Source organism: Butyrivibrio sp. LC3010 (genome assembly GCF_000424385.1).
Taxonomy (GTDB): Bacteria; Bacillota; Clostridia; order Lachnospirales; family Lachnospiraceae; genus Butyrivibrio.
The window spans coordinates 1-20,634 of record NZ_AUJU01000015.1; the positions used below are offsets into that span (position 1 = coordinate 1).

21 protein-coding genes are annotated in these 20,634 nt (G+C 40.1%); 14 read left to right on the top strand and 7 right to left on the bottom strand.

From position 1 onward, the window contains the following. The 4 genes from G622_RS0110725 to G622_RS22550 form a co-directional block, all read right to left on the bottom strand. Window positions 1-458 (bottom strand): tyrosine-type recombinase/integrase (locus G622_RS0110725; protein WP_026510723.1); only part of this gene is annotated, 458 nt, incomplete at its 3' end. Beyond that, entirely contained in the window at window positions 445-1,422 is a 978-nt protein-coding gene (locus G622_RS0110730; protein ID WP_026510724.1) for a tyrosine-type recombinase/integrase, read from the bottom strand. The genes G622_RS0110725 and G622_RS0110730, both read right to left, overlap by 14 nt. Continuing rightward, a complete protein-coding gene (locus tag G622_RS0110735) occupies window positions 1,419-2,669 on the bottom strand; it encodes a site-specific integrase (RefSeq protein ID WP_026510725.1) in 1,251 nt (416 codons plus the stop codon). The genes G622_RS0110730 and G622_RS0110735 overlap by 4 nt, the downstream gene beginning before the upstream one ends. 105 nt (window positions 2,670-2,774) lie before the next feature. Then, the gene (locus tag G622_RS22550; RefSeq protein ID WP_049945801.1) at window positions 2,775-3,860 is read right to left on the bottom strand and encodes a helix-turn-helix domain-containing protein; all 1,086 of its coding nucleotides are present in this window, start codon (window positions 3,858-3,860) and stop codon (window positions 2,775-2,777) included. 299 nt (window positions 3,861-4,159) lie between these two features. On the opposite strand from G622_RS22550, the gene rpmE reads away from it, so the two are divergent. From rpmE to G622_RS22555, 5 genes are all read left to right on the top strand, one after another. Beyond that, on the top strand, window positions 4,160-4,369 hold the full coding sequence (rpmE, locus tag G622_RS0110745) for a 50S ribosomal protein L31 (protein ID WP_026510726.1): 210 nt from the start codon (window positions 4,160-4,162) through the stop codon (window positions 4,367-4,369). 132 nt (window positions 4,370-4,501) lie between these two features. After that, window positions 4,502-5,458 carry a DUF1385 domain-containing protein gene (locus tag G622_RS0110750; protein WP_026510727.1) on the top strand — a complete coding sequence of 319 codons (957 nt, stop codon included), beginning with the start codon at window positions 4,502-4,504 and terminating at the stop codon, window positions 5,456-5,458. A 6-nt stretch (window positions 5,459-5,464) separates the two neighbouring features. Next, a complete protein-coding gene (gene prmC, locus G622_RS0110755; RefSeq protein WP_026510728.1) occupies window positions 5,465-6,307 on the top strand; it encodes a peptide chain release factor N(5)-glutamine methyltransferase in 843 nt (280 codons plus the stop codon). 174 nt (window positions 6,308-6,481) lie between these two features. Next, complete coding sequence (gene prfA, locus G622_RS0110760; protein WP_026510729.1) at window positions 6,482-7,555, top strand: peptide chain release factor 1; 1,074 nt, start codon at window positions 6,482-6,484, stop codon at window positions 7,553-7,555. Window positions 7,556-7,862: 307 nt separating this feature from the next. Next, window positions 7,863-8,219, top strand: a complete 357-nt coding sequence (locus G622_RS22555) for an Hpt domain-containing protein (protein ID WP_044915313.1) — start codon at window positions 7,863-7,865, stop codon at window positions 8,217-8,219. Window positions 8,220-8,482: 263 nt separating this feature from the next. On the opposite strand, the gene G622_RS22560 is transcribed toward G622_RS22555, so the two are convergent. Both G622_RS22560 and G622_RS0110775 read right to left on the bottom strand, forming a co-directional pair. Continuing rightward, on the bottom strand, window positions 8,483-9,652 hold the full coding sequence (locus G622_RS22560) for a lysozyme inhibitor LprI family protein (RefSeq protein WP_049945802.1): 1,170 nt from the start codon (window positions 9,650-9,652) through the stop codon (window positions 8,483-8,485). Window positions 9,653-9,789: 137 nt separating this feature from the next. Further along, complete coding sequence (locus G622_RS0110775) at window positions 9,790-10,626, bottom strand: DegV family protein (RefSeq protein ID WP_026510730.1); 837 nt, start codon at window positions 10,624-10,626, stop codon at window positions 9,790-9,792. Window positions 10,627-10,870: 244 nt separating this feature from the next. Here G622_RS0110775 and G622_RS0110780 point away from each other — a divergent pair, with 244 nt between their 5' ends. The 4 genes from G622_RS0110780 to G622_RS0110795 all read left to right on the top strand — a co-directional run bounded on the left by G622_RS0110780 (window position 10,871) and on the right by G622_RS0110795 (window position 13,921). Beyond that, window positions 10,871-11,353: a DUF5721 family protein gene (locus G622_RS0110780; protein ID WP_026510731.1), complete on the top strand. Its 483-nt coding sequence runs from the start codon at window positions 10,871-10,873 to the stop codon at window positions 11,351-11,353. 76 nt (window positions 11,354-11,429) lie between these two features. Next, complete coding sequence (locus tag G622_RS0110785; RefSeq protein WP_081675273.1) at window positions 11,430-12,521, top strand: S66 family peptidase; 1,092 nt, start codon at window positions 11,430-11,432, stop codon at window positions 12,519-12,521. Window positions 12,522-12,775: 254 nt separating this feature from the next. Further along, window positions 12,776-13,069, top strand: a complete 294-nt coding sequence (locus tag G622_RS0110790) for a DUF1294 domain-containing protein (RefSeq protein WP_026510733.1) — start codon at window positions 12,776-12,778, stop codon at window positions 13,067-13,069. Between the two features lie 45 nt (window positions 13,070-13,114). After that, window positions 13,115-13,921, top strand: coding sequence for a response regulator (locus G622_RS0110795; protein ID WP_026510734.1), 807 nt, complete (start codon window positions 13,115-13,117; stop codon window positions 13,919-13,921). Between the two features lie 97 nt (window positions 13,922-14,018). Here G622_RS0110795 and G622_RS0110800 read toward each other — a convergent pair whose 3' ends face one another. Further along, on the bottom strand, window positions 14,019-15,245 hold the full coding sequence (locus G622_RS0110800; protein ID WP_026510735.1) for an argininosuccinate synthase: 1,227 nt from the start codon (window positions 15,243-15,245) through the stop codon (window positions 14,019-14,021). A gap of 281 nt (window positions 15,246-15,526) precedes the next feature. Here G622_RS0110800 and argC point away from each other — a divergent pair, with 281 nt between their 5' ends. The 5 genes from argC to G622_RS0110825 all read left to right on the top strand — a co-directional run bounded on the left by argC (window position 15,527) and on the right by G622_RS0110825 (window position 20,614). After that, window positions 15,527-16,582: an N-acetyl-gamma-glutamyl-phosphate reductase gene (argC, locus tag G622_RS0110805; protein ID WP_026510736.1), complete on the top strand. Its 1,056-nt coding sequence runs from the start codon at window positions 15,527-15,529 to the stop codon at window positions 16,580-16,582. 74 nt (window positions 16,583-16,656) lie between these two features. Further along, window positions 16,657-17,103, top strand: a complete 447-nt coding sequence (locus G622_RS0110810; RefSeq protein WP_026510737.1) for a GNAT family N-acetyltransferase — start codon at window positions 16,657-16,659, stop codon at window positions 17,101-17,103. Window positions 17,104-17,164: 61 nt separating this feature from the next. Beyond that, complete coding sequence (argJ, locus tag G622_RS0110815) at window positions 17,165-18,388, top strand: bifunctional ornithine acetyltransferase/N-acetylglutamate synthase (RefSeq protein WP_026510738.1); 1,224 nt, start codon at window positions 17,165-17,167, stop codon at window positions 18,386-18,388. Between the two features lie 104 nt (window positions 18,389-18,492). Continuing rightward, a complete protein-coding gene (gene argB, locus G622_RS0110820) occupies window positions 18,493-19,383 on the top strand; it encodes an acetylglutamate kinase (RefSeq protein ID WP_026510739.1) in 891 nt (296 codons plus the stop codon). A gap of 49 nt (window positions 19,384-19,432) precedes the next feature. Beyond that, entirely contained in the window at window positions 19,433-20,614 is a 1,182-nt protein-coding gene (locus G622_RS0110825; RefSeq protein ID WP_081675278.1) for an aspartate aminotransferase family protein, read from the top strand. Window positions 20,615-20,634 lie beyond the last annotated feature (20 nt).

Below are 20,634 nucleotides of genomic sequence, written 5' to 3' on the forward strand. Positions count from 1 at the left end.
ATCAGAATTATGTAATCCCTTAATCCGTTTGTGTTATGTAGTGGGATTTGCTCCATTAAGAGTTTTACGCCATCCTCTTTGAGATAAGATATCTCTTTCTGCGGAACCTTCTTTATTGGAATTCCAAGTATCCTTTGATATTCCGGCATATATTCCGGCTTTACATATGAGAGATACCGGATAAAACTATTTATTGCAGATTGTTTTTGATTTCGTGATGAAATGCTATTATGCTGGTGCTCTTGTAACCATTCAAGAAATCTAATGATATTTTCATATGTCAAATCGGATAACGTTACTTTATCAGCGTCAATGGATTCCTCTTCTGAATAGTATTGCAAAAGATTAATGAATGCATATCTATATGAATCAATTGTTTTAGCGCTACAGCCACGATCATTTACCATGTAATCAGTTAAGTACTTGTTCAAGAAGATGGCAAAGTCAGTCCTGTTCATAGATAGTCGCCACCTTTCCAAAAATATCATTTATACTTGCAGCCCATTTTTCTTCTATGTAGGGGTAAATGTTTACTGTAAGGCGTAAATACTTTTCAGTTGCATATATTGTTTTATGTCCAAGGTATGTTGACAGTACCGGTAATGCAACATAAAGATCAACGCCGTTGTCTACCATCTGCTTAAACGAACGTACTGCAAAAGTGTGTCGCCAGTCATGTATCCTTGGTCCGTTACCATCGCCAAAATATGGTATTTGGGCCTTATCCAAAAACTTTCTGTGAAGTTCATATATGACATCTCCGCAGAGTCGGTCACCATTTACATTTGTAAAAATATATTCATCATCTTCAAGGGAATAGAAGCATTTATCTGCGTATTGTGTTATTAAATCTAGCAATTCATCTGAAAGCACAATGTACCTAGCACAATCGTTTTTGGTTTCATATAGAGCTATTATTCCGTTTTCAAAATCTACATCCTTTTTCCTTATGCCAAGAGTTTCATTTATTCTTGTTCCACAACAGTAGAGAATCCGGAATAGTACAGGAAGCTGAATAAGATTCTTTTTATTCCCTTTATCAGGCTCATAAGTATCCACTGCCTGAAAGTACCTAAAAATCTCATCATCTGTATATATATGAGGCTTAAAGTCGCTTTGAATTGATTTGATATCATGAGGAATGTAGACATCATAACCCTTTCTGCTCAAATACAGCAGGAAATTTTTGGCAAAGTTAATGCGAGAATAATGAGTTGTTACAGCTTCCTCATCCCTTTTAACAGCCCAGGCAATTGCATCATTTTCGGTAAATCTTACATCCGTTATTCCTTGTGATACGCAAAACCTGTCAAACTGGGCCAAACGTTTTTCATATGAGAGTCTTTTGAAACCTGATGCTTCTTTATAAGCGATATAACAGTTCATCTCATCTGCAAATCCTGAGACATACGTATATTTCATGACTTTGTTGCCTCCTTTCTATAATAACGGGAAGAAAGTGTAGGCATACTCAAAGTACAAGTACGAAGGCGATCAATATCTACTTTTAAATATATTTTCGTAGTTTCAGTAGATTGATGTCCAAGAACTGTGCTAATAACCGGAAGAGAAACATTTCTCTTTAATAGATTTGAGGCCAGGCTATGTCTTAAAGAATGGGCTCCATGCTTTTTATCCTTCCATCCAGTTATAGCCGCTTTTTTCATATATCTTGTAACAATTGAATGAATAGTAGGGGATTTTAATGGCTTTCCATATTTTGATTGTTCTGATGAAAGGATAACCTCTGGCCGTTCAGATTTTGGTCTTCCATGCTGAAGATAATCTATAATAGCATTTCCTACCGAGGAAAGGAGCGGGTACTCTACTGGGACATCAGTTTTTTGCTGTTCGAATCGTATGATGTTTTTATCCCAATCTATCTGATCAAGCCTAAAGCCTGTTATATCAGCACTTCTCCAGCCATACTCAGCTGCAAGTAGCAATACAAGATAATCTCTTTTTCCTATAGCAGAAGATCTGTCCGGAGCATTTATTATTCTGCTGATTTCTTCTTCAGTATACGTCGTAGGAATGCTGCTATGCCGATTAAAACTGTCAGGAAGTATAAATGATGATAGATCCTTTATCGTATAATGCCTGCTATAAATATATCTAAAGAATTGACGAAGGGAATTGGCGTAATCATGCCTTGCGCCAACTGTTTCACAGTACTCCTTGAAATAGTTTTCTATTTCATCCATGCCTATCATTTCTAAATCGATATTTCGATATTTCATAAAAGCATTTAGTTTAGAAAGAACCCTTGTGTACTCAGAAATAGTAGAGTGTGTCCTATGTAGTTCATCTCGTGCATAAATAAGGAATTCCTGTATTAAATTTCCTGTTCTACCAGAAAAAGTGTATTCAACTCTTGGTGATCTGAATTCAAACTCGCCATCTTTCTGATATGAAACAAGCATACGAATGGCTCTTAAATGCGTTTTGTCTTTTAAACTCATCCCTTCTAAAAGCAGATGGGTTCCTATATGGTAATCACAATACTGATTAGCGATTCTTTCAGAAAAAACTGTTAAAGAGTTCTTTTCCATCCAGCATTTTAGTTCATCCCAGTGCGACTGAATCTTTTCTGCATAGTCAGGTTTGTACTGTCTGTCAATCAGTTCTGCACTACATAGTTTAATTAATTCACTGATATCTGTTACCATAGACAACGTTCTCCTTTCATAAATGTCTTTAGTAACAGTATCGGCATTATTATGTAAAGAAATCTACAAATAATTGCTTATACTACATGGGTTGTTATTATTTCTTTACATAAAAAATAACTTGTCATAACCTTTTTCGTTTGGAGCTGATGGATTGCAGTAGAATACTCTTGAGCGCAGCTCGCCATCAGAACTGTATTCGAGTGCTTCAGGATTAGAAAATTCTGTTCCGTTATCACATAAAAGGATAGGGAAGAGTTTCATGAAAAGCTTTTTTCCTAAAAGGTCATATATATCATTGAAGATGTCTATAACCGATTGTGAGTCATTTGCCGGTCTAAGAAAAGCAAGCTGGAACTTCTGTAGAACAAAGTGTATTGTCAGGAGAACGGCTCCGCCCTTAATGCCTTCAACTGAATCGAGTTCCACCACAGGAAGTTCCGGATGCTCCTCACGATATTTTAAGTAATCATCGTAGGTACGCCCCTTTCGGCATGCCTTATCAACTTTCAGTGGAACAGATTTGTTCTTTCTTACTCTGAAGCGGACTTTTCTTGGCATATCAACGTTCCTGCTATCAAAGAGTCCGTTGTCCACATATGTGTAAATGGTCTTTTCGCAGCGGAGTATCTTGTCAGGATTGTTAGTGAGGATGTGGTGTATTGACTGCCCATTCATAAGGAGGGGACTTACAACTGAATTGAGCTGCTTAAGTTCCTTCTCTGTGAGGTTGAAGCCGGATCTGGATTCGCTCCTTAAGTCTTCATACTCTTTCTGCGCATAGCGTGCATTATAAAGATGCTTCTCAAGGGTGCATGTGTTTCTCACGCTGCATCCGTTGCATACATATGGAGGCTTTGTATGAAGAGGACAGAGTTCCTTCTCATAATCCGGACATGCAGGTATGCATGATCCACAGCTTCTGCAGTTCTTTTTGTTTTTTCTGGTACACTCGTCACAGGCATCCCCATAGTGAGTGCAGTGTGTTCGGTTAGCGCAGTCATTGAAAGGCCGATAAGGAGCGCCCTTCTTTTCATATATGATATGTGCTCTGACTTCTTTTGAAATAGTGGTACAGTCTTTTCCTATCGCAGCTCCAATGGCTTTAAAGCTGAGAGAGTCATCCAAACCATGCTGGATTTCATAACGCTTGTCTAAATCAAGATGCTTGTTCTTATTAGTGGATTCCATAAGTTCCTCCTTAATGCCGGAGAGCATATGTGGATGAACCTATGGATGATATCAATAAGAATTAGTAAATTCCATACCCGAGTTTGGAATTAGTAAGTTCCATGTCGTGTGTTAAAGGGGTGGAATTTAGTTTTACAAGTTACTAAATGTATTCAAGAATCAGATATGGGAAATTTTACTCTTGCGTAGGAACTCCTAATATGCTAAGATAAATAAGCTGTTGTGATTATGCAGCGTTTGCAACTATAGTATAATATTTGTAAAATATTAAGAATCATTGATATAAAAGAGGTGAGAAGATGAGACAGGACATTCAGCCAGAATATTATCAGGCAACAGTTACCTGCAACTGCGGTAACACATTTACAGTAGGTTCAACAAAGAAGGAAATCCACGTAGAAATTTGTTCTAAGTGCCATCCTTTCTATACAGGAACACAGAAGGCAACCGCTGCTCGCGGACGTATTGATAAGTTCAACCGTAAGTATGGTATGACTTCTAACAACTAATTACTGGAAATGTTAAGAGGTTGAGGCTACTGCCTCAGCCTCTTTTTTTGAACAGTGTATTTGGCGAGGTTCTTCACGAACCTGGTAGAGTTTGTTAAATCGGTATAGCACGCATTGAGGAGCAAAATAATTATGGGTAAGAAAAAAATCAATCATTATTCAGGAATTGGCGGGCAGGCAGTGCTTGAAGGCGTTATGATGCGCAACAAGGATATGTATGCAGTTGCTATTCGCAAAGAGAATGGTGAAATAGCAGTAGACACAGAACATTATCTTGGTAAGGCAGAAAGCCTTGGACTGACTCATATACCTTTTATTCGTGGAGTATTTGTTTTTTGGGATTCATTGGTTCTGGGAATGAGATCTCTCAACTTTTCAGCTTCACTTTTTGGACAGGAGGAGATTGCTTCTTCCAAGGATCCAATCGCTGAAGAAGGAAAAGAGAAGTTTGCCATGGCTCTCACCACAGTAATTTCATTTATTATGGCTATTGGTATTTTTATGATCCTGCCTTATTATATAAGTTCACTTTTTGAGAATCAGATAAGAAACAGTTCTCTTGTGGTGCTCTTAGAGGGACTTTTAAGAATTCTGATCTTTATTGTTTATATACTTCTGATCTCGTGTATGAAGGATATCAGGAGACTTTTCAGATATCATGGGGCAGAGCATAAGTGTATAAACTGTCTGGAGAGCGGAAAACCTCTCACACTTGAAAATGTAAAGGCAAGTACCAGACTTCACAAGAGATGTGGCAGCAGCTTTCTTTTGTTTGTAATGTTTGTGAGTATCATACTGTTCTTCTTTATAAGAGTTCAGTCTATACCGCTTAGAATACTTGTCAGAATAGCTCTTATACCCGTTATTGCAGGCATTTCCTACGAGATCATAAGACTTGCCGGTAGAAGCAATAATATATTTATAAAGATTCTGTCTTTACCGGGGCTTATGCTTCAGATGCTGACAACAAAAGAGCCTGACGATGAGATGATAGAAGTCGGAATTAAGTCAGTTGAGGCTGTTTTTGACTGGAAGGAATTTTTAGAGGATTCCTTTGGACATAAGTTTGAAGATGAAATTGCGGAGTGATTATTTATGTACTATGCATCGCTTTTTAAAGAGGGTGAAGAAAAACTAAATAGTGCTGGTATTTCCGAGGCCTCACTGGATGCGAGACTTCTTCTGGAGCATGTTTGCGGTACGGATCATAATACATTGCTCTCACACGGCGATATGCAGGTCTCTGATGAGAATGCCCTGGAGTACAGGAATCTTATCGGGAAAAGGATGGAGAGAGTTCCTGTTGCATATATTATTGGAAATACCGAGTTCATGGGAATTGAGTTTGATGTGACAAACGATGTACTTATTCCCAATCAGGATACTGAGACTCTTGCAGAGGAGGCTCTTAGATTCATTCATGATGGTATGAGTATACTTGATCTTTGCACAGGCTCAGGTTGTATAGCTCTAAGTCTTCTGAAATACACCAATGACACTACTGCGGTAGGAACAGATATTTCAGAGGCTGCTCTTAAGATTGCAGAGAGAAATTCGGTTAAGCTTGGAGTTGCCGACAGATATAAAGCCGTGAAGGCAGATATTTTTCCCGGAGATGAATCAGATCAGAAGTATGACCTTATAGTATCCAATCCGCCGTATATTCCGACAGGAGTTATAGAGAGCCTTGAGCCGGAGGTTAAGACCTACGAGCCATACATGGCACTTGACGGAAGTGAAGATGGACTTTTATTTTATCGCCGGATAGTTCCCGGGGCAAAAGAATACCTTTACAGGAATGGGTATCTTCTTTTGGAGATCGGATATGACCAGGGAGAAGCTGTAAAAGCTCTCATGGAAGAAAACGGATATAAAGATGTTCAGGTAATTAAAGATCTTGGAGGAAATGACAGAGTGGTAAGTGGCTGCTTCTATTAGCTGCGCTTGTTGGTATGTATCACCTTACTTTTGTTCATATTTTGTGAGTTGCAAAAATAGAATAAGTTTTTTGGTGATAACTGAAAACAGAGTGTAGTAGATGTAGTGAAAGCTTTGGATAGAGTGATGATTTATTAGATTCTTAAGCTTTCATATTGAGAATAGGAGAGCAATATGTTTGATAGATTAGAAGATACAGTCCGCAGATATGAGGATATAACAAGGGAGCTGGGTGAACCAGGCGTGGCAGCAGACCAGAACAGGTTCAGAGCTCTTATGAAGGAGCAGAGTGATTTACTTCCGATAGTAGAAGAATTCAATAATTATAAGAAATGCAAGGAAACAATTTCAGACAGTGAGGAGCTTCTCTTTGCTGAATCTGATGAGGATATGAAGGAAATGCTCAGAGAAGAGCTTTCTGAGGCAAAGGATGAACTTCCAAAGATAGAGCAAAGATTAAGACTTCTTATGATTCCCAAGGATCCTAACGATGATAAAAATGTTATCGTTGAGATTCGTGCCGGTGCAGGTGGTGATGAAGCGGCGCTTTTTGCAGCTGATATGTACAGGGTTTATACGAGATACGCTGACAGACATAGCTGGAAAATAGAGACAATGAGCGTGGAAGACACCGGAATCGGAGGAATGAAGTCAGTCAGCTTTATGCTTTCTGGAACAGGTGCTTATTCCAAGCTGAAGTTCGAGAGTGGAGTTCACAGAGTTCAGAGAATTCCGGTAACTGAATCCGGTGGAAGAATTCATACCTCCACAATAACAGTGGCTATAATGCCTGAGGTTGAGGATGTTGAAGTCAATATCGATATGAATGACTGTAAGTTTGATGTTTTCAGAGCGTCAGGAAATGGCGGACAGTGCGTAAATACAACGGACTCTGCTGTAAGACTTACACATATCCCCACAGGAATAGTTATTTCCTGTCAGGATGAGAAGAGCCAGATAAAAAACAAGGCTAAGGCACTAAAGGTTCTTCGTGCCAAGCTCTTTGATTTGGAGAGACAAAAGGCCCATGATTCAGAGGCTGCCCTCAGAAAAAGCCAGGTTGGAACAGGTGACAGATCAGAAAAGATCAGAACTTATAACTTCCACCAGGGAAGAGTAACAGACCATCGTATCAATCTGACCCTTTATAAGATTGATTCAATAATGGACGGTGACCTTGAGGAACTGATAGATGCTCTTACCACAGCAAGCCAGGCGGAAAAGCTTGCTGGAATGAATAATGCTTAAATCCTATATTCAAGACGTAGAACATTCTCACGCTCAGCGCAGCAAGTGCGCAGAGCTGTCTGAACAGTAACGACATAATACCTATCACAGTTTTTTGAAGCGCGGAAAGTTTTCTTATTAACATAAATCTATGATAAAATGATGTTATAAATATAATTTTTTTGATTGGGTAGAGCACTAGCGAGGTTTTACGAGCTTAGTGCGAACCATGCAAGTCCACTTAGTAAGGTGTTGTCGAGCTTAGTGGAGCTTGCTCAAGTAGAGTGCTTAGTTCGGTTGGTGCAGCTTGTTTGACGAGGTATTTTGAATGAATGAACAGTTTAAACAGGATCTGATTGATTGGGGTGTTAATTGGGATGATGTCAAAGAGAGATTCATGGGCAATGAAGATCTCGTGATAAAATTCATGCTGAAGTTTTTGAATGATAAAAGCTTTGGGGAATTGACAGAAGGCCTTAAAGAGCAAAATGCTGAGGCAGCTTTTAAGGGCTGTCATTCATTAAAAGGAGTTACGGGCAATCTGGCACTTGATGGTATGAGGCCGGATGTTCTTGAGCTGACCGAAATTCTTAGAGCAGGGTCTTTGGAGGGCTCTGATGAACTTTATCAGAAGATAAAGGCATCTTATGATAACCTCATTGGAATACTTAATAAGTACTCATGACAGCTTGAACAGATTTTTTTATTCGCTTCGCGAGGACCTGGTTCAATACGATTCCTTATGACTCTTTTGGACCAAGAAATTATAATAAATCCCGGGTTTCTTTCTGAAATCCGGGATTTTACTTTAATGTTTTAGAATTGCGAGAGTGCAGGATCCTTGTGAGTGATTACTCTATTGCCTATTCGGAGAAACGAATTAATTTGTATATTGAAAAAGTACTAAATATAATTATAAACATTATGTTATAACGATGAGAATAAAATTTAAATTGTCATCTTAAATTCATAAACATCACCTTTTTTCAGTACTGAGTCTGCACCTGCTTCTGTGATTTCCAAACTCGCACCGCTCCAGCCATATCGGATTATTCCTTTAACAGATTCATCATAGCTTGTAAAGATGAGATCAGATCCTTCTTTTGTTACAGTGCCTTCCACGGTTGCGGTACGATAAATTGAGATTGTTGCATTGTAGCCGGATTCCATGCTCTCTGTAATAATCAGCGAGCTGTAAATGTCGTCTGTGTCCTGGTCATCAACATAAGCACCGGTAATACTGCGCTTAGGGAGAGTGAAGGCTTCGCCATTTTTATCTGCAATAATTGTAGCAAGGTAGTAACATCTTCTTTTGGTGATATCCTTAAAAAGTGAAAGCTCAAGCATTGGATAGATGCTGCCACCTTCTTCTCTGGGACCAAGTGCTTCCGGAACAATTTTATCCTTTACGGAAATCCATTTTCGCTGTTCCTGAAGCAGGTTGTCCTTTGAAGCAGCATCAAGAAGCTTATTTACGCGGCTCCAGAGATTGTTGATCTCCGAATCCCAGATATCGAAGGAATGCTTTGCTGTCTGGTTTATTTCAACCTGGGTTTCTGCTTTTTCTGTGAGCTCGTTGAAGCGTCTCTCAAGGGCTTCAATCCCATTTAGCTCATCCTGTACTGTTGAAGCAGAAGAGGAGATTTCTGTAACAGCATCTTTTATTTCTTTATCGTAGTCATGGGATAAATCATCTGATAATACAAAGCTGTCAGCAATAGGATTGGAATAAACTACAGCATCATCTGACTGTGTATCTGTGTCAGCTGCGTCTGTTTCTGCCTGATCTGTATCATCACTGGCTTCCATATCAGTACTTATTGATTCATCGGAAACAGTGTCCTCAGATTCAGCATTGGCGGCTACGTCAGAGCCGGCTTCAGAATCGCTGCCTTCGGGCACAGGTTCATCTTTCTCGATTTCAGGATTCTCTATAACTACATCAGGACGCATTTTTTCAGTATCATCCTGAGCTATGGCATTATCCTGCTCATCAGTATTTTCCTCCTGATTTTCAACAACTTCACTATTTTGTTTTACATCAGAGTCCTTTATTGGGGTACAGCCATAAAGGCCGATCATAGATATGATCAGCGTTAAACAGAGTCTTTTTTTCATACAATACTAACCTCCTGTACATACAAGATGTATTATATAACTATGGCCACTAAATAGAAAAGAAGTATTATAAAAGAATGTCGCTTTATCCTATATAAGAATATGCAGATTTTTATAAGAAAAACCTGCTGATTATATCAGCAGGTTACAACGATTCCTCCATCTCCGGCATAGGTAGTAGCAACTCCTGCACCATCAACTATCAGTACATCTTTGAAATTCACTTTTGAAAGTATAAGATTCTTAACAACCTCAGCTCTCTCATAGCAATTGATATGAGTTATCATAAGGGTCTTTTCTTCCGGATTTTTGATACGTTTGGCAGTGAGCTCTGCCATCTTAATAAGTGCCTTTCTCATGCCGACACCCTGGCTCCACTGGGCGATCTCACCTTCAATTGCATAGCATACAGGCTTGATATTTAAGGTAGAAGCAACGATAGCTTTCATACCGGTCAGGCGTCCGTTCTTTCTCAAGGTGTCAAGTGAATCCAAAACGAAGTAGGTATCCATACCATCACGGTAGGTTTCTACCTTTTTAACTACTTCTTCAAAGGGAAGACCTGCCTCTGCGTACTCCATTATCTTAAAGGCAATATTTGTCTGCCCGCAGCAGGCTGATAATGAATCAAAAACGTGAATGTTTTTCTCTCCAATGTCTTCGTGATAAAGGTCTTTTGCCAAAAGTGCACTGTTATAACTTCCACTGAGCTTGGAAGAAAGTGTTACTACGTAAACATCATCTGCATCACATTCATAGGCCTTCTTATATCTGTCAGGTGAGGGACAGGCTGATTTTGCACAGGTTTCACATTCTGCCACTCTCTTTAAATAGTCAAGCTGATCGAAACTCTCATCATCCAGAACAGTATAATCACCAACCTGAAGAATAAGAGGTATGATCTCGAAACGCTTGTCAGTGTGGTACTCAGCAGGTAAATCCGTGCAGCTGTCTACTACAATTTTATAACTCATAATACATTTTTCCTTTCAAGTAATCCGTTAAGTACTGAAATGGCTATATGTGATGCCATGAATGCGTTAGCTTACTAACATCATTAGGAACGGAAACCATGTAGTTTTTTACACCACATATTCTAGCATGAAAAGCAATATGGGTAAATAAACGGAGGTTATTATTTATCAGAAAATATTTAACGAGTTAATCAAGTATATTGTATAATTACAAGTGGACTATTTTTTGAGGAGTTTCAAAAACATGATTGCTTTAAAAATCAAAAATACCAGACAGTTCATGAGTGTACTTCTTGCGTCAGAAGTTTTTGATGATTTTTTATTGGAGAGCGCTGAGCTTCACACAGCTAACACATATCACATTGATGGGAGAGTGAATAAAGAATTTTTTTTGGCAGATGATGAACAGATTCCGCCATATGATCTTTCGGAGTGGAGGAGCTTAAAGCCTGTCTGCTATGAGCTTATAAAGGGGAAAAGGACACCGCTTTCTTTTAAGTTTGTGATGTGCGTATCTCCGGATGAAAAGTTAAAGCTCCTGCAGGAAGAATATAACAGTAGCGTTTCATCACTGGTTTTTATGCTCAGATTTAAAGAGGGCGAGATAATTCTTACTACAGGTGTGGCGTTATCGGGATTCACACTTGATAAGTCCTTTGAAAAAATCTGGGATGATTATATGAGACGTTTTCTTACAGGTGTGAATATTGATTTCGAAGAACTTTAGATTCTGGTTTTTCTTCAGAAAAACAAAAGGTTTTTAAATGTGGAGGTAGAAACAGAGTAATTATTTGGAGGTGAATATGATAAGACGACCTGATTATGTAAAGCCAGGATGTACAATCGGAATAACAGCACCATCTTTTGGTCCTTCAAGCGAGCCATACAGATCAATGTATTTTGTGGCTAAGAAGAAGTTGGAGGAGAGAGGCTATAAAATCGCTGAGGGGGATACTCTTTTTAAGAATGACGGCATTGGTATAAACACTGATCCCAAGGTTGCAGCAAAAGAGCTGACTGAGTTTTATAAGAGAAGTGATATTGATGCTATAATTTCTGCCGGCGGCGGTGAGCTCATGAATGAGACAATAGCCAATGTGGATTTTTGGGCATTAAAGGACAGTAAGCCCAAGTGGTATCTGGGATATTCAGATAATACGAATTTCATTTTTCCTATGGTAACTATAGCTGAGGTGCAGGGAATTTATGGCCCTTGTATATCAGGCTTTGCTAAGAAATGGGAGCTTCCTGAGGAGGATGCGTTATCTCTCCTTGAGGGAACAAAGACAGAGTTTTCTGGCTATGAGAAATATTTAAATCCTTTCATAAAAGACGAAGAGAGCGGAGAGAAACCGGAAGAGCCTGTGGATTATACCACGTACAATTTTGATGTACCATATGAGTACAATTCAAGAAAAGAGCTGACGAGCTTTTTATGTGACAGCAAAAAAGCAGTAAAGGCAGATCCGGAGACAGAGATAGGTATGCAGGGAATCCTGCTTGGTGGATGCGCGGATGTTCTTGCAAACCTTGTTGGAACGCGCTTTGATAACATGAAGGAGTTCAATAAAAAGTACAAGGATATTATATGGGTTCTGGAAGCCTGTGATCTCACGCCGATGAGCTATAGAAGAACTATGTGGAACATGAGAGAGGCAGGATGGTTTGAGAACGCGAAGGGATTTGTGATTGGCAGACCTCTGGCAGCCTTTAATCAGGAGATGATGGGGGCTGATCACTATAATGCTGTTACAGATGTTGTCGCCGGGCTTGGAGTGCCGATAATCATGGATGCAGATATCGGACATATTGATCCCATGATTCCTTTAGTTATGGGTGCAGATGCGACAGTAAAGGTAAAGGGAAACGATATCAGAATTACATATACTAAATAGTGTTTCGAAGATAACCGGTATTTGTAAATCCGGTGTTACTGTTCAGACAGCTCTGCGCACTTGCTGCGCTGAGCGTGAGAATGTTCTACGTCTTGAATATAGGATTTGCCCCTTTGCCGAAGGCAACTGGAATGGGCAAATCCAGTTGCTGTGAGCACCGTAAGGTGTGAACAGTAACAATCCGGTTGCTGTGAGCACTGTAAAGTGTAAGCAGTAACTTGCGAAGCGGCTTTTTATAAGTTAGAATATCTTTCATGAACTCATTAGAATTATTATTGGTATATCTTGGAATAATGAATATTATTAGCTTTCTTGCCATGGGCAGTGACAAGAGGAAGGCTAAAAGGAATGCTTTCAGGACACCGGAATCAATCCTTTTTATACTGGCTGTTATGGGGGGCAGCATAGGCAGTATTCTCGGAATGTATATTTTCAGGCATAAGACTAAGCATTGGTATTTTGTGGTTGGAATGCCCATGATCTTACTTTTGCAGATAGCATTAGTTGTGGCTGTAAAGATGTCACCGATAGAGGTCCTATTCAGGTAATTTATTTAATAGGGAATTCTTATTTTATTAAGGGGATGCAGAAGAATGCATATAGCAGTTTTTGATGATAATATCGCTGACAGAAGGCAGATGGAACGTTTGCTTAGGCGTCAGTCTGACAGATATCAAAAAGAGGGGAAGGAACATTTTTATATCGATCTATATGGTAATATCGAGGCGCTTATGCGTTTCCCTCAGCTATATGACATAATCTTCATTGATATGGCAGAGCCCGAGTCTGAGGATAGCCATTTTAAAAATGGAATGGATGTAGCAAAGCTCCTGTTTGAAGCCGGTGGATTAAAAAATGTTGTAATGTGCTCCTCGAAGCATGACTATAAAGCGCTTGCAAAAGACGCCGGATTATTCGATGAACTTTTGTTTATTGATAAGCCCATAAAGGTCAAAGAGCTGGAGGATATGCTTACGGAATGTGAGAGGAGACTCGGAGATCCTATTCCTACTCTTGAACTTAGAGGTGAGAAGGATACGATTTACGCCAGGGAGAATGATATCGTCTGTGCCGAGATGACAAGTGAGCATCAGGCTGCTATATTTTTCTCAGATGGCAGAGAGCTTTCTATCATCGCAGATATTTATAATTTATATGAGCAGTGTGAGATTTTTACTTCAATATGCCCTATATCACAGAATGCTCTTATAAATGTGCTTCATATAAAGGATGAAGGCTTTGGCTGGGTCCTCATGGATAATGGCAGAAAAATAAAGGTAGCCTTTGCATACCGCGGTAATATCAAGGAAATAAGAAGACGCCTTGCTGCAAAGGAGGCTGAAGAGAAATCAAAAATGATCGAGAAGGTATCAAAGCAGACAAATGCAAAAGTAAAATAAAACCACAAACCATTTAATACTGTTTTTTATTATAAAAATATCCCGGGTGATCAGGAGTGATTCACCCGGGATATTTTACTTGAACCAAGTAGTTAAATTATTTATTTTTTCCTTCAACTTCCTGCATCTTCATTGCACGAACCTTGCAGGAAAGACCAAACAGATTTATGAAGCCCTCTGCATCGTGATGGTCATAGAGGTCGCCTGTCTTAAAGGAAGCGATTGACTCATTATAAAGTGAGTAGGGTGAAGAAGTACCTGCCTTGATGATGTTCCCTTTGTAAAGACGGAAGGTAACTTCACCGGTAACATACTTCTGAGTTGACTCGATGAATGCCTGCTCAGCTTCGCGAAGGGGAGTAAACCATTTTCCTTCATATACAAGATCTGCGAACTTATTGCCCATATCCTTTTTCATGGTATAGGTATCGCGGTCAAGAATGAGCTCTTCGAGCTGCTGATGAGCTTCGTAAAGGATTGTTCCGCCGGGAGTCTCATAAACACCACGGGACTTCATACCAACGACACGGTTCTCAACGATGTCTACGATTCCGATACCATTTTCACCACCCAGCTTATTGAGAGTGCGGATGATATCAGAAACCTTCATTTCCTTACCATTTACTGACTTAGGTACGCCGCCTTCAAAGGTCATTGTAACGGTAGTAGGTTCATCAGGAGCATCCTCGGGAGTGCATCCAAGGACAAGGAGGTGCTTGTAATTGGGTGCCTGTGCAGGATCCTCAAGCTCAAGGCCTTCATGTGATATATGCCAGAGGTTGCGGTCACGGCTATAGCTGCTGTCAGCAGAGAATGGAAGGTTGATACCATGCTGCTTACAATATTCGATCTCAGATTCACGGGAATCCATTGTCCACTTGTCACTTCTCCAGGCAGCGATGATCTTGATATCAGGTGCAAGTGCCTTGATTCCAAGCTCGAAACGGATCTGGTCGTTGCCCTTACCTGTTGCACCGTGGCAGATGGCAACAGCGCCTTCTTTTCTTGCAATCTCTACGAGCTTCTTGGCAATGAGCGGACGAGCCATTGATGTACCAAGAAGATACTTGTTTTCATAGACAGCGTGTGCCTGAACGCAGGGAACTACATATTCATCACAAAACTCATCGATTACATCTAATATATAAAGCTTAGAAGCGCCGCAGCTTGTTGCTCTCTCTTCAAGCCCGTCAAGTTCCTCTTCCTGTCCGCAGTCGATGCATACGCAAACTACTTCATAATCATAATTCTCCTTGAGCCACGGAATGATCGCTGTTGTATCAAGACCACCCGAATATGCAAGTATAACCTTTTCTTTAGCCATGTCTTCCTCCTTTAATCAATACCGTCTGAATATCATTGCTTATCGAAAAAACAATAATGTCTATTTATAATCTAACGGATTTGTTTTTGCTGTACAAGCCGAATATACATCATTGAATAATTATTTGCAATAGTTTTATGCATAAAAATTTATAATATTCACATTTTATGCATAAATATAAATAATGCTTGCATAAACATGAGATGTTGATTATACTGAGTTGCAAAGCATATAATAAACGATGTATTGAGAATAACGAATATATAAAGGAAGGCACGGTTATGATTAAGGTAGGAATTATAGGTGCTACAGGATATGCGGGAGCTGAGATCGCAAGACTGATCTATTCCCATCCTGAGGCTGAGATAGTCTGGTACGGTTCAAGAAGTTATATTGATGAGAGATTCTCAACAGTGTATGGAAACTTCTTTAATGTAGTAGATGCTAAATGCATGGATGATAATATGGATGAGCTTGCGGATAAAGTAGATGTGATTTTTACCGCAACACCCCAGGGATTATGTGCCGGACTTGTGAATGACAATATATTAAGTAAGGTAAAGATAATAGACTTATCCGCTGATTTCAGATTAAAGGATGTAAAGATCTACGAGAAGTGGTACGGGATTGAACACAAGGCACCTCAGTATATAGATGAAGCAGTGTATGGACTTTGTGAGATCAACAGGGACAAGATAAAGGATGCAAGAATTATAGCTAATCCCGGTTGCTATACGACCTGCTCAATTCTTACGGCTTATCCTCTTATAAAGGAAAAGCTTATTGATCCTTCAACTCTTATCATTGATGCTTTGAGCGGAACTTCAGGAGCAGGAAGAGGAGCAAAGACAGCAAATCTTTTCTGTGAAGTTAATGAAAGCGTAAAACCCTACGGAGTTGCAAATCACAGACACACGCCTGAAATCGAGGAACAGCTGGGTTACGCAGCAGGGGAGAGCTTTAAAATTAATTTCACTCCTCATCTTATCCCCATGAACCGTGGAATACTTGCTACAGAATATGCATCATTGGTGAAAAAAGCTGATGGCAAGCTTCCTACAGCAGATGAGATAAGAGCAGCCTATGAGAAATACTATAAGGATGAGAAGTTTATAAGACTTCTTCCTGACGGAGTATATCCCGAGACAAGATGGGTTGAGACGAGTAATTATGTGGATATCGGATTTAAGATAGATGAGCGCACAGGCCGCGTTATCCTGATGGGAGCTATTGATAATCTGGTAAAAGGGGCAGCAGGTCAGGCAGTTCAGAATATGAACATTCTTTTTGGACTTGAAGAGAGCATGGGACTTGATTTTGTTCCTGCATTTCCATAAAGAATTGGATTCCGAATGATTTTTCCTTGTTATCGTTCGGAAAATCTATAAAGAAGATTAAGGTGGAGTAAGTCATGGTACGCACAATGACCATTGAAGATTATGCAGAAGTTTATGCACTGTGGAATTCTATAGACGGTTTTGGAATAAGGACCATCGATGATTCTTTTGAAGGAATATCGATGTTCATTAAAAGGAATCCCACAACCTGTGCAGTTGATGTTGAAGATAACAAAATAGTCGGAGCAATTCTGTGTGGACACGATGGAAGGCGGGCATGCTTTTATCATGTATGTGTGAATAAAGAGTACAGACGCCATGGAATCGGTAAGAGAATGGTCGAGTTTTGCATAGAAAAGCTTAAGGAAGAAAAAATCAATAAGGTATGTCTAAACGCTTTTGTGACGAATAAAGTCGGCAATGCCTTCTGGCAGCGTATGAATTGGACCTTGAGATCAGATATGAACTACTATGACTTTACATTAAATGAAGACAATCGCACGGAATTTGTTACATGCTAAAGAGCTGGTTCACTTACTATTTAAAGCGGGTTAAAACTATTGTTTTGAAGGAGACAAAAATATGAAGCGTATTCAAGGCGGTGTGACTGCAGCAAAGGGGTTCAAGGCTGCAAGCTGCGAGGCAGGAATTAAATATATAAACAGAAAAGATATGATGCTGATTTACAGTGAATCTCCATGTACGGCAGCAGGAGTATTTACCAGTAATGTTGTAAAGGCTGCTCCGGTTGTGTGGGATAAGGAGATATGCAATGGAATTCATCCTGTTCATGCTATAGTCGGTAACTCAGGAATAGCCAATGCCTGTACAGGAGAGCAGGGAAGAAAATTATGTGCTGAAACTGCCGGGGCAGTGGCACTTCTTCTGGGGATTCCTGAGGATTCAGTTCTGGTGGCTTCTACAGGTGTGATCGGAATGCAGATGAATATGGAAGCTGTAAAGGGCGGTATTGCTAAAATGGTTCCGGAGCTCTCTGATTCAGAAGATGCAGGTACAGGCGCAGCTGAAGCTATTATGACTACAGATACGCACTCCAAGCAGATGGCAATGGAATTTGAGATTGGCGGGAAAACCTGCAGAATCGGCGCTCTGGCTAAGGGATCAGGTATGATACATCCCAACATGTGCACAATGCTTTCCTTTATGACAACTGATGTTGCAATATCCAATGAGCTTTTACAGAAGGCATTAAGGACAGTAGTTGTTGATACATTCAACATGATATCTGTTGACGGCGACATGTCTACAAACGATTCACTTATGGTAATCGCCAACGGAGATGCTGCCAATCCTGTGATCACAGAAGAAAACGATGATTATAAAACCTTTGTGGATGCACTTTATGCCATCTGCGAAGAAATGGCAAGAATGCTGGCAGGCGACGGCGAAGGTGCAACCGCACTGTTCACTGTAAAGGTTGTCAATGCAGATACAAAGGAAAATGCAAGAACACTGGCAAAGTCTGTTATCTGCTCATCTTTGACAAAGGCTATGATCTATGGTCATGATGCAAACTTTGGAAGAATACTTTGCGCACTTGGTTATTCAGGTGTTCTGTTTGATCCTGACAAGATAGAGCTTTCCATTGAAAGTTCAAAGGGAAGCATTTTACTTTTTAAGAACGGAGAACCACAGCCTTTTGATGAAGAATTTGCCACTGAGGTTTTATCCCAGAAGGAAGTAATTGCAATAGCTGATATGCATACAGGTAACGATGAGGCAACCGCCTGGGGATGTGATCTTACCTATGATTATGTAAAGATCAACGCTGATTACAGATCCTGATTATGGAGTCTGTTACCGTTTAAAGTTTAGGGAGGAACCATTCCGACCGGTAAGGCAGGATTACAAAGTAATATTTCCGGTAGATATTTGAGGAGGAAGAAGCAATGGACAAAGATATGCAGGAAGTGCTTAAAAAGGCGGAGGTACTTATCGAGGCTCTGCCATATATTCAGAAATATAATCGCAAGATTATCGTTGTTAAATACGGCGGAAGTGCCATGGAAAGTGAAGAGTTTCAGAAAAATGTAATTAAGGACGTTACACTTTTAAAGCTTGTTGGGTTTAAGCCTATAATTGTTCATGGCGGTGGAAAGGCCATCAGCAAATGGGTAGGTAAGGTTGGTAAAGAGGCTGAGTTTGTTAACGGACTTCGCGTGACAGATGAAGAAACCATGGAGATTGCTGAGATGGTTTTAAACAAGGTGAACAAGTGCCTTGTGAGAATGGTTCAGGAGCTTGGTGTTAAGGCTATCGGAATAAGCGGTAAAGACTCCGGACTTTTAAAGGCTAAAAAGAAGCTCTCCGGTGGTCAGGACATAGGTTTTGTGGGAGATGTTGAGAAGGTTGATCCCAAGATACTCTATGATCTTATGGATAATGATTATCTTCCCATAGTCGCACCGGTTGGAATGAATGAGGATTTTGATACCTTTAATATAAATGCTGATGATGCAGCCTGTGCCATTGCAAAGGCTGTGGGAGCTGAAAAGCTTGTGTTCCTCACAGATATTGAAGGCGTTTACAAGGATATAAATGATAAGTCCTCGTTTATTTCAAGGCTTACCTGTTCTGAGGTTGATGAACTGATTGCAGGCGGCAATATCGGAGGCGGAATGCTTCCAAAGCTCCAAAACTGTACAGACGCAGTAAAAGAAGGCGTACACAGAGTCCATATTCTTGACGGAAGAATTCCTCACTGCCTGTTGCTTGAGTTCTTTACCAACAAGGGTGTTGGAACCATGTTTGTGGCAGATGATGATGAAAAAGAGGAATAAAGCAGGAAAATAGCGTTTATAGAGAGGAAGTAGAAATTTCATGAGCACAATGAAGGAATATATAGACGAGGCTGAAAAAGACCTTTTACATACTTATAACAGATATCAGGTGGTGCTGGATAAGGGAGAGGGAGTTCACCTCTATGACCTTGAGGGAAAAAGCTATCTTGATTTTGTGTCAGGAATCGGAGTATTCGCCCTTGGCTACGGGAATAAGGATTATAATGATGCCTTAAAAAATCAGATTGATAAGGTCATTCATACCTCTAATTATTATTACAATGTACCTGCAATTGAGGCGGCAAGAAAGCTTAAAGAAGTCTCAGGCATGGACCGCGTATTTTTTACAAACAGCGGAGCTGAGGCCGTTGAGGGTGCACTTAAGGCAGCCAGAAAATATGGCTTTTTAAAGGATGGCAGAACTGACCATGAAATAATCGCCATGAATCATTCCTTTCACGGAAGAACCTTTGGAGCTCTTTCAGTGACAGGAAACAGTCACTACAGAGAAGCTTTCGAGCCCATGATTGGTAACATCTGCTTTGCCAACTTTAACGATTTTGAAAGTGTTAAGGCTCAGGTTACAGATAAGACAGTTGCCATTATTATGGAGACTGTTCAGGGAGAGGGCGGAATTTACCCTGCAACAGAGGAATTCCTTAAGAATGTAAGGCAGCTCTGTGATGAAAAGGATATACTTCTCATATTGGATGAAATTCAGTGTGGGATGGGAAGAACAGGATACATGTATGCATGGCAGAAATACGGAGTTAAGCCTGACATTATGACTACTGCCAAGGCTCTTGGCTGCGGCGTGCCTGTAGGAGCTTTTCTTATGACTGAAAAGGTGGGGCAGAATTCACTGGTTGCCGGAGATCATGGCACTACCTACGGCGGCAATCCCCTGGCAGGTGCTGCAATCAACAAAGTCCTTGATTTATTCGAGACTAAACATATAATAGATAACGTGAGAGAGGTTTCGGATTATCTGGAGGAGCGCCTTGATGAACTCAAAGAGCGCTATGAATTTATAATAGATCGCCGTGGAAGCGGACTGCTTCAGGGACTTGAGTTTGATCATCCCGTGGCAGACACGATTAATAAAGCATTGGAAAAAGGTCTTATTCTTATCAATGCTGGAACAAATGTAATACGTTTTATCCCTCCGCTCATCATTACAAAGGAAAATGTAGATGAGATGATTAGTATCCTGGAGCCTTGCATTAAATAAGTTATCGGTTGCGAGGTTTA

Excerpts from the sequence above, each read along its gene's own strand:
- G622_RS0110730 (WP_026510724.1), bottom strand. The coding sequence starts at position 1,422 with ATGAAATATACGTATGTCTCAGGATTTGCAGATGAGATGAACTGTTAT.
- G622_RS0110735 (WP_026510725.1), bottom strand. The coding sequence starts at position 2,669 with ATGGTAACAGATATCAGTGAATTAATTAAACTATGTAGTGCAGAACTG.
- G622_RS22550 (WP_049945801.1), bottom strand. The coding sequence starts at position 3,860 with ATGGAATCCACTAATAAGAACAAGCATCTTGATTTAGACAAGCGTTAT.
- rpmE (WP_026510726.1), top strand. The coding sequence starts at position 4,160 with ATGAGACAGGACATTCAGCCAGAATATTATCAGGCAACAGTTACCTGC.
- G622_RS0110750 (WP_026510727.1), top strand. The coding sequence starts at position 4,502 with ATGGGTAAGAAAAAAATCAATCATTATTCAGGAATTGGCGGGCAGGCA.
- prmC (WP_026510728.1), top strand. The coding sequence starts at position 5,465 with ATGTACTATGCATCGCTTTTTAAAGAGGGTGAAGAAAAACTAAATAGT.
- prfA (WP_026510729.1), top strand. The coding sequence starts at position 6,482 with ATGTTTGATAGATTAGAAGATACAGTCCGCAGATATGAGGATATAACA.
- G622_RS22555 (WP_044915313.1), top strand. The coding sequence starts at position 7,863 with ATGAATGAACAGTTTAAACAGGATCTGATTGATTGGGGTGTTAATTGG.
- G622_RS22560 (WP_049945802.1), bottom strand. The coding sequence starts at position 9,652 with ATGAAAAAAAGACTCTGTTTAACGCTGATCATATCTATGATCGGCCTT.
- G622_RS0110775 (WP_026510730.1), bottom strand. The coding sequence starts at position 10,626 with ATGAGTTATAAAATTGTAGTAGACAGCTGCACGGATTTACCTGCTGAG.
- G622_RS0110780 (WP_026510731.1), top strand. The coding sequence starts at position 10,871 with ATGATTGCTTTAAAAATCAAAAATACCAGACAGTTCATGAGTGTACTT.
- G622_RS0110785 (WP_081675273.1), top strand. The coding sequence starts at position 11,430 with ATGATAAGACGACCTGATTATGTAAAGCCAGGATGTACAATCGGAATA.
- G622_RS0110790 (WP_026510733.1), top strand. The coding sequence starts at position 12,776 with ATGAACTCATTAGAATTATTATTGGTATATCTTGGAATAATGAATATT.
- G622_RS0110795 (WP_026510734.1), top strand. The coding sequence starts at position 13,115 with ATGCATATAGCAGTTTTTGATGATAATATCGCTGACAGAAGGCAGATG.
- G622_RS0110800 (WP_026510735.1), bottom strand. The coding sequence starts at position 15,245 with ATGGCTAAAGAAAAGGTTATACTTGCATATTCGGGTGGTCTTGATACA.
- argC (WP_026510736.1), top strand. The coding sequence starts at position 15,527 with ATGATTAAGGTAGGAATTATAGGTGCTACAGGATATGCGGGAGCTGAG.
- G622_RS0110810 (WP_026510737.1), top strand. The coding sequence starts at position 16,657 with ATGGTACGCACAATGACCATTGAAGATTATGCAGAAGTTTATGCACTG.
- argJ (WP_026510738.1), top strand. The coding sequence starts at position 17,165 with ATGAAGCGTATTCAAGGCGGTGTGACTGCAGCAAAGGGGTTCAAGGCT.
- argB (WP_026510739.1), top strand. The coding sequence starts at position 18,493 with ATGGACAAAGATATGCAGGAAGTGCTTAAAAAGGCGGAGGTACTTATC.
- G622_RS0110825 (WP_081675278.1), top strand. The coding sequence starts at position 19,433 with ATGAAGGAATATATAGACGAGGCTGAAAAAGACCTTTTACATACTTAT.